This is a genomic window from Lactobacillus sp. C449L, from assembly GCF_059900815.1.
In genome coordinates, this window is sequence record NZ_JBWXGA010000413.1 from 1 (window position 1) to 404 (window position 404).

Below are 404 nucleotides of genomic sequence, written 5' to 3' on the forward strand. Positions count from 1 at the left end.
CGTTGTCGGATCATTTCAGACCGGTAGCGCCGCCTCTGCTTCGGGGGAGTTCGCGTCCTCGACTTGGTTGGTGACGTGGCCGATGCCGAACTCCTCCGCCACAAGCTGCCGCGCTTGCGCCAGAACTCTCCCGCCGGAGGAGGCCTCGGACACGACCAGGTGCGCGCTCATGGCGTCGAGACCGGACGTGATGGTCCATACGTGAAGGTGGTGCGTAGCGACCACTCCTGGGATCGAGCGAAGGCGTTGATCGAGTGCACGCAGGTCGATGCGCGCCGGGGTGGCCTCAAGCAGCACGTGTGGGTGGCCTCACGCAGCAAGCTCCACGTCCTCGGCACGATGAACAATCCGATACCCGCGCCGACCAGGGGATCCGCAAGACGCCAGCCCGTAAAAGTCACGAT

General features: G+C 64.9%; 1 protein-coding gene. It reads right to left on the bottom strand.

The annotated features are described in order from the left end of the window. Nucleotides 1–15: 15 nt before the first annotated feature. Nucleotides 16–297: a cation transporter dimerization domain-containing protein gene (locus AC2JF9_RS10040; protein WP_500727480.1), complete on the bottom strand. Its 282-nt coding sequence runs from the start codon at nt 295–297 to the stop codon at nt 16–18. Nucleotides 298–404: the final 107 nt, after the last annotated feature.